The organism is Azospirillum sp. ST 5-10, assembly GCF_051225715.1.
Taxonomy (GTDB): domain Bacteria; phylum Pseudomonadota; class Alphaproteobacteria; order Azospirillales; family Azospirillaceae; genus Azospirillum.
This window is the reverse complement of sequence record NZ_JBPJSP010000033.1, coordinates 65,529-71,769: the sequence shown is the minus strand read 5'-3', so window position 1 is coordinate 71,769 and position 6,241 is coordinate 65,529. Positions and strand designations below refer to the sequence as shown.

At 74.6% G+C, this 6,241-nt stretch carries 6 protein-coding genes; 5 read left to right on the top strand and 1 reads right to left on the bottom strand.

All coding sequences use genetic code 11. From position 1 onward, the window contains the following. Positions 1-73: 73 nt before the first annotated feature. Positions 74-436, bottom strand: coding sequence for a response regulator (locus tag ACSBPG_RS26765; RefSeq protein ID WP_435540298.1), 363 nt, complete (start codon positions 434-436; stop codon positions 74-76). Positions 437-528: 92 nt separating this feature from the next. Here ACSBPG_RS26765 and ACSBPG_RS26760 point away from each other — a divergent pair, with 92 nt between their 5' ends. The 5 genes from ACSBPG_RS26760 (at position 529) to ACSBPG_RS26740 (ending at position 6,158) form a co-directional block, all read left to right on the top strand. Then, complete coding sequence (locus ACSBPG_RS26760) at positions 529-1,074, top strand: putative toxin-antitoxin system toxin component, PIN family (protein ID WP_435540297.1); 546 nt, start codon at positions 529-531, stop codon at positions 1,072-1,074. A gap of 65 nt (positions 1,075-1,139) precedes the next feature. Continuing rightward, positions 1,140-3,458, top strand: coding sequence for a diguanylate cyclase domain-containing protein (locus ACSBPG_RS26755; protein ID WP_435540296.1), 2,319 nt, complete (start codon positions 1,140-1,142; stop codon positions 3,456-3,458). Between the two features lie 96 nt (positions 3,459-3,554). After that, a complete protein-coding gene (locus tag ACSBPG_RS26750; protein WP_435540295.1) occupies positions 3,555-4,070 on the top strand; it encodes a hypothetical protein in 516 nt (171 codons plus the stop codon). Positions 4,071-4,155: 85 nt separating this feature from the next. Next, a complete protein-coding gene (locus tag ACSBPG_RS26745; protein WP_435540294.1) occupies positions 4,156-4,824 on the top strand; it encodes a DedA family protein in 669 nt (222 codons plus the stop codon). 8 nt (positions 4,825-4,832) lie between these two features. Further along, positions 4,833-6,158 (top strand): DUF1329 domain-containing protein, encoded by a 1,326-nt coding sequence (locus ACSBPG_RS26740; RefSeq protein ID WP_435540293.1) that lies wholly within the window; start codon positions 4,833-4,835, stop codon positions 6,156-6,158. Positions 6,159-6,241: the final 83 nt, after the last annotated feature.

Below are 6,241 nucleotides of genomic sequence, written 5' to 3'. Positions count from 1 at the left end.
TCGCCAAGGCCCGAAAGCCCTTCGAACCAAAGCTCGCCCCCTGAAAATAGGGCTTGCTCAACGTGACGGTATCTCACAGGCCGGCGTCGCCGAGGAAGGCGCGGACCTTGTCGGCGGTGACCGGCTTGGGGATGAAGCGGCAGCCCAGCGCGTGCGCCCGTTGGCGCAGCCCCTCCTCCACCTTGGCGGTGAGGATGCCGACGGGGATCTGCGGCCGGCGCTCGCGCACGTGGCCGGCCAGGGTCAGCCCGTCCATCCCCGGCATGCTGTGGTCGACGACCGCCGCCACCGGCGCCACCGCCTCCAGCTTGTCCAGGGCCTCCTCGCCGTTCACCGCGGTGACGATGGTCCAGTCCGGCCGCAGGGTGGCGATGACGCTGCTCACCATCTCGCGCGCGAGGCGGCTGTCGTCGACGACGAGGATGGTGGTGGTCATGGGCGGCTCCGCACGGACGGTCGACGGGTCTGCAAGTCCCTGGGCCGCTTGTACCCCGGGGCCGCCCCGACCGGCAAGGTCGGCCGGCCGGAATGGACCGCGCCGCACCGCCGCGTCATAGTGGCGCCATGCGCTGCATCCTCGACACCAACGTCCTCGTCAGCCACGCCCTGTTGCCGGACCCCGTGCCGCGCCACTACGACGCGGTGCGGCGCTGCGTCGAGACGGCGCGCGGCGGCGTGCTGCTGTTCTCCGCGGCGACCCTGGAGGAGCTGCGCGCGGTGCTGCGCCGGCCGGCCTTCGACCGTCACCGCGGCCGCGCCGAACGGGAGGCGTGGCTGGCCGGGATCGAAGGCGCCGCCACGCTGGTGGAGCCGGCGGCGGTGGCGCCGCTGTGCCGCGACCCCGGCGACGACAAGTTCCTGGCGCTGGCCGATGCCGGGCGGGCCGACCTCCTGGTGACCGAGGACCGCGACCTCCTGGTGCTCGGCCGCGTCGGCGGCACCCGCATCCTGCGGCCGGCCGCCTTCGTCGCGGCGCTCCCCGCCGTGGCGGCGGTCGCCGATGCACCGGCCGCACCGCCGGAGTCCCACCCGCCGATCGCACACCCCGTTGTGCACCCTCCGGCACCGGGGTAATACTTGCAGCCTATGCGGCGCGCCCGGCGGGGTGGCCGCGTGCAGTCCCGTCGGTGGATGGAGTCATGCCGCTGCGGCCGAAAACGACCCTGCTGGCTCTCGGACTCGCCGCCACGCTGGGAGTCGGGGTGCTCCTGGCCCTGGATGCCCGGCGCGGCTACGACGCCGTCCTGCGGGACGCCGCGCGCACCGCCGGGCACGCCGCGCTGCTGGCCGAGGAGCACGCCCTGCGCGTCCTCGCTCCCGCCGACCTCCTGGTGCGCCAGACCGTGGAGCGCGTCGCCGAACTGGGTCTGCAACGCTTCGCCACCTCCGAGGAGGAGTGGCGTCGCACCCACCGCCTGGCCGACGCGCTGCCGACGGTGACGGGGGTCGCCGTGATCGACGCCGACGGGCTGGCGGTGTTCTCCACCGCCGCCTTTCCGGCGGTGATCCGCGACGTCGCCGACCGCCCCGCCGTCCTCGCCCATCGCGCCGGCGCTCCCCTGTTCGTGGGCGCGCCGGAGGAGAGCCGCGCGCCCGACGGTCCGGCCGTCACCGTCAGCCGGCCCCTGGCGGCGGCGGGCGGCGGCTTCGCCGGCGCCGCCGTGGCGGACGTCGCCGTCGACCAGTTCCGCGCCTTCTACCGCGCCGCCGCCGACCGCACGCCGATGGTGATCGCCCTGGTGCGCGGCGACGGCGCCCTGATCGTCCGCGAGCCGGCCGCCACCCGCGTCGTCGATCCCGACCGCCTGTCCGGCCAGGTGGCCGCCGCCCTGGCCGCCGGCCGCAACGAGGGCCTGCTGGAGGCGGTGTCGCCGGTCGACGGGGTGCGGCGCCTCTTCGCCTTCCGCGGGATCGCCGGCCTGCCGCTCGTCGTGGTCGCCGGGATCGCCGTCGACGACGTGCTGGCGGCGTGGTGGCCGGAGATCTGGCGCAACGCCCTGCTGTTCGCCGGCGCGCTGGCCGGCATCGGCCTGCTGACCGCCGCCGGCCTGCGGGGCATGGCGGCCGAGACGGCGGCGCACGGCCGCGTCGCCCAGGACAACGCCTTCACCCACGACGTGCTCGACGCCCTGAGCACGCGCCTCGCCATTCTCGACGCCGGCGGCAACATCGTCGCCACCAACCGGGCGTGGCGGACCGACAGCGCGGCGACCTCGGCCGGTGCGGCGCTGCGGGACGGCGGCAACTATCTCGCCGCCTGCGACTCCGCCGGCGGCACCGGGTCGGAGAGCGCACGCGCCGCCGCCGAGGGCATCCGCGCCGTGATCGCCGGCGAGCGGACGGAGTACGTCCTCGACCACCCCGCCCCGACCGCCGCCGGCATGCGCTGGCACAACATGCGGGTGCGCCGCCTCAACGCCCCGGCGGCGGACGCGCCGGGGCAGGGGCTGGTGGTGGTCAGCCTGGACGACGTCACCCACGTCGTCGAGGCCCGCGAGGCCCTGCTGAAGAGCCAGGAGGAGGTGCGCCGCAGCGAGGCGCTCTACCGCACCATCGCCGCCAACCTGCCCAACGGCGCCGTCGCCGTGTTCGACCGCGACCTGCGTTTCCGCTTCGCCGACGGCCGCGGCCTCGCCGACATCGGCCTGGAGCCGGCGCGCATCGTCGGGCGGACCGTCGGCGAGCTGTTCGACGCCGCCGCCTGCCGCGTGCTGGAGCCGCTGTGCCGCGACGTCCTGTCCGGCGTCCAGGGCGAAGGGGAGGTCGCCGTGCACGACCGCGCCTACCGCCTGTTCGCCATCCCCCTGCCCGACCCCGAGGACCCCGGCGGTGCCGGCCTGCTGCTGATGCAGGACATCACGCGCCTGCGCCGGGCCCAGGAGGCCATGGAGGCGCTCAACCACCGCCTGGCCGAGCTGTCGGCCACCGACGGGCTGCTGGGCATCGCCAACCGCCGCCGCTTCGACACGGTGCTGGAGACCGAATGGCGCCGCGCCGCGCGCACCGGCGATCCGCTGGGCATGCTGATGGTCGACGTCGACTTCTTCAAGGCCTTCAACGACGCCTACGGGCACCTGGAAGGGGACCGCTGCCTCAAGGCCATCGCCGACGCCGTGGCGAGCGCCGCCACCCGCCCCGCCGACCTGGTCGCCCGCTACGGCGGCGAGGAGATCGCCGTCATCCTGCCCGGCACCGGCATCGCCGGGGCCCGCCGCGTCGCCCAGCGCATCCACGAGAACATCCGCCGCCTGAACCGACCGTTCGCCGCCTCGCCCACCGGCGACCACGTCACCGTGAGCATCGGCGCCGCCGCCCTGGTGCCCGACAACGGCACCGCCGCCGAGGCCCTGGTCGCCGCCGCCGACCGCGCCCTCTACCTGGCCAAGGCGGGCGGCCGCAACCGCACCGTCGAGGAGGACGGCCCGGTCGCCGCGTGCGGCGTCGGGACCGGCGATTGAGGCTCGACAAACGGCGGACGCGCTGTAGAATGAACCGTGAACATTTCGCAGCGCACGGGTGACGCCATGGAAACGGGGGCCATGGGAGCGAGGGCCATGGAAACGCAGGCCATGGGAACGGAGCACGAGGCGATGCCCCATGGCGGCCAGCCCCTCCTGTTCGACAGCCTGCCGGAGGCGGAGCCGCCCCCCGGCCGGCGCCAGCGGGCCGGACGGCCGCGCCGGAGCGCCAACGCGGCCGCCGCGGTGGCGGTCGACGCGGTGCGCGAGCCGGCGCCGCGGCCCGTCGGCCCGCTGGCCGCCGCCCCGCCCCGGCCGGCGGCGGCCGCCCCATCGCCCCAGACGGTGATGGCCCTGCCCCCCGCGGCCGCCGCGGCGACCCCGGCCGTCTTCGACCCGGCGTCGCTGACCAACCCGGAGCTGCGCGCCCTGGTGCAGGCCCTGCCCGACGCGCGGCTGGCACACCTTCTGGTTGAAGCGGCGCGCGAGCTGAAGCGGCGTGTCGTGCCCGACGGCTGGGACGAGGCCGAGGACGGCCCCTTCGAGCCCGACCGCGCCCTGTTGCGGGCGGCGGCCCAGGCGGTGGGGGAACTGTCGGGCGAGGACGCCTGAGACGAATTGGGCACCTGGCGATTCGGCCCCTGACAAAAGCATACCCCCATGCCATATTGGGGGCGGGCTCGGACACCGGGCCGAGGTGTTGGGTCCGTACCGCAGCGGCGCGTTCGGCGGGCTCGTCCGCAACCCGCAGGAGGTGCCGTTGGAGTGGATCCACTGGCTTCGTGAATGGGGCGACGCGTTCTATCCCGTTGCCTTCATCTGGTCCTTCTTCGAAGGCGAGACGTTCGTCATCTTCGGCGGCTGGGCGTCCTCGCTCGGCGTGCTCGACGTCAAGCTGCTGGTGGCGTCGGTCTGGCTCGGCAGCTTCTGCGGCGACCAGATGTGGTTCTGGCTCGGCCGCCGCTGGGGCGTGAAGGCGCTCGACCGCTTCCCCGCGGCCGGGCGGCGGGCGGCCACGGTGCACAGCTGGCTGGAACGCTACGGCGTCGGCTTCATCCTGACCTTCCGCTTCCTCTACGGGGTGCGCAACATCGCCTCGGTGGCCATGGGCACCTCGCACATGCCGTGGCGCAAGTTCCTGTTCTGGAACTTCATCGCCGCCGGCATCTGGGCCTGCAGCTTCGCCGGCGCCGGCTACATGTTCGGTGAGGCCGCCGCCTCGTTCGGCGAGTCCGGCACCAAGATCCTGCTCGTCGTCGCCGTGCTGCTGGTCGGCGGCGCCGTCGCCTGGAAGAGCGTGTCGTGGAACCGCCGCCGTCTCGTCGCCCGGCGGGCCGCCCTCGAATCGGCGGCTCCCGCCGAATAGGCGTGCCCGTGCGCCGGGCGCTCGCGACGTTCTGCCTGCTGGCCCTGCTGGTGCCGCCGGCCGCCGCCCAGGCGCCCGGCGGCCTCGGCGACGGGCTGACGCCGCTGGGCGCCATCCGCGGCGCCAACGCCCAGGGAACGATCCCCGCATGGACCGGCGGCTTGACGGAGCCGCCCAGGACCTTCGTCGCCGGCACCCACCATCCCGATCCGTTCGTCGACGACGGCCGCTGGTTCACCGTACGCGCCGCCGAGCTGGACCGCTTCGCCGTACGCCTGTCCGCCGGCCAGCAGGAACTGCTGCGCCGCTACCCCGACAGCTTCGAGCTGCCGATGTACCTGACGCGGCGCACCGCCGCGGCCCCCCAGCGCATCTACGACGCCACCGCCGTCAACGCCCGGCGCGCCCGGCTGGCGGAGAACGGGCTGGCGGTGCGCGACGTCGGCGCCGGCATCCCCTTCCCGGTGCCGGACAACGGGGACGAGGTGATGTGGAACCATGTGCTGCGCTGGCGCGGCACCGCCGTCAGCCGCATCGACGGCATCGTCCTGCCCGCCGCCGACGGCACCCTGGCGGTCGATCGCTACCGCGAGGACTGGCTGGCCGACCAGGACGCCGGCCCGGGCGGGCTGACGGCCTTCTCCTACAAGCGCACCGGACTGTCGCCGCCGGCCGTCGCCGGCGCCACCCTGCTGATCCGCGAGACGCTGAACCCGCTGCGCAACCCGCGTGCCGTCTGGTACCGCCCGGCCGGCAAGGGGGCGGCGGTGCGCGCGCCCGACTTCTCCTACGGCACGCCCGACCCAGCGACCGGCGGCGTGCGCACCGCCGACATGCTGGACATGTTCAGCGGCCTGCCCGACCGCTTCGACTTCCGCCTCGTCGGCCGGCGCGAGATGTACGTGCCCTACAACGCCTACCGCCTCAACATCGCGGCGCTGACGCCGCGTGACTTCCTCTGGCCGCCCCACCCCGACCCGGCCTTCCTGCGCTACGAGCTGCACCGGGTGTGGGTCGTCGAGGCGACCCTGAAGCGCGGCTACCGCCATCCCTTCCCACGCCGCACCTACTATCTCGACGAGGATTCCTGGCAGATCCTCATGGCCGATCACTACGACGCCAAGGGGGCGCTGGCCCGCTACGCCGAGGCGCACCCCATCGTCATCCCCGAAGTGCCGGTGCTGCTGCCCACCCTCGAGCTCACCTACGACTTCGCCGGCAACCGCTACGTGGCGAGCGGCCTCGACAACGCGGACCCGCCGCCGGCCTTCGACCGGCCGCTCAAGCCCGACGCCTTCTCGCCGGACGCGCTGAAGCCGGCCCGCCGCTGGTAAGGGCACGGACCCGCCCCGCACGCCGGTCATGTGCGGTTGCGAATGTACGCACGGTGCAAAATCCGTGCGTGCCGCGATTGCCG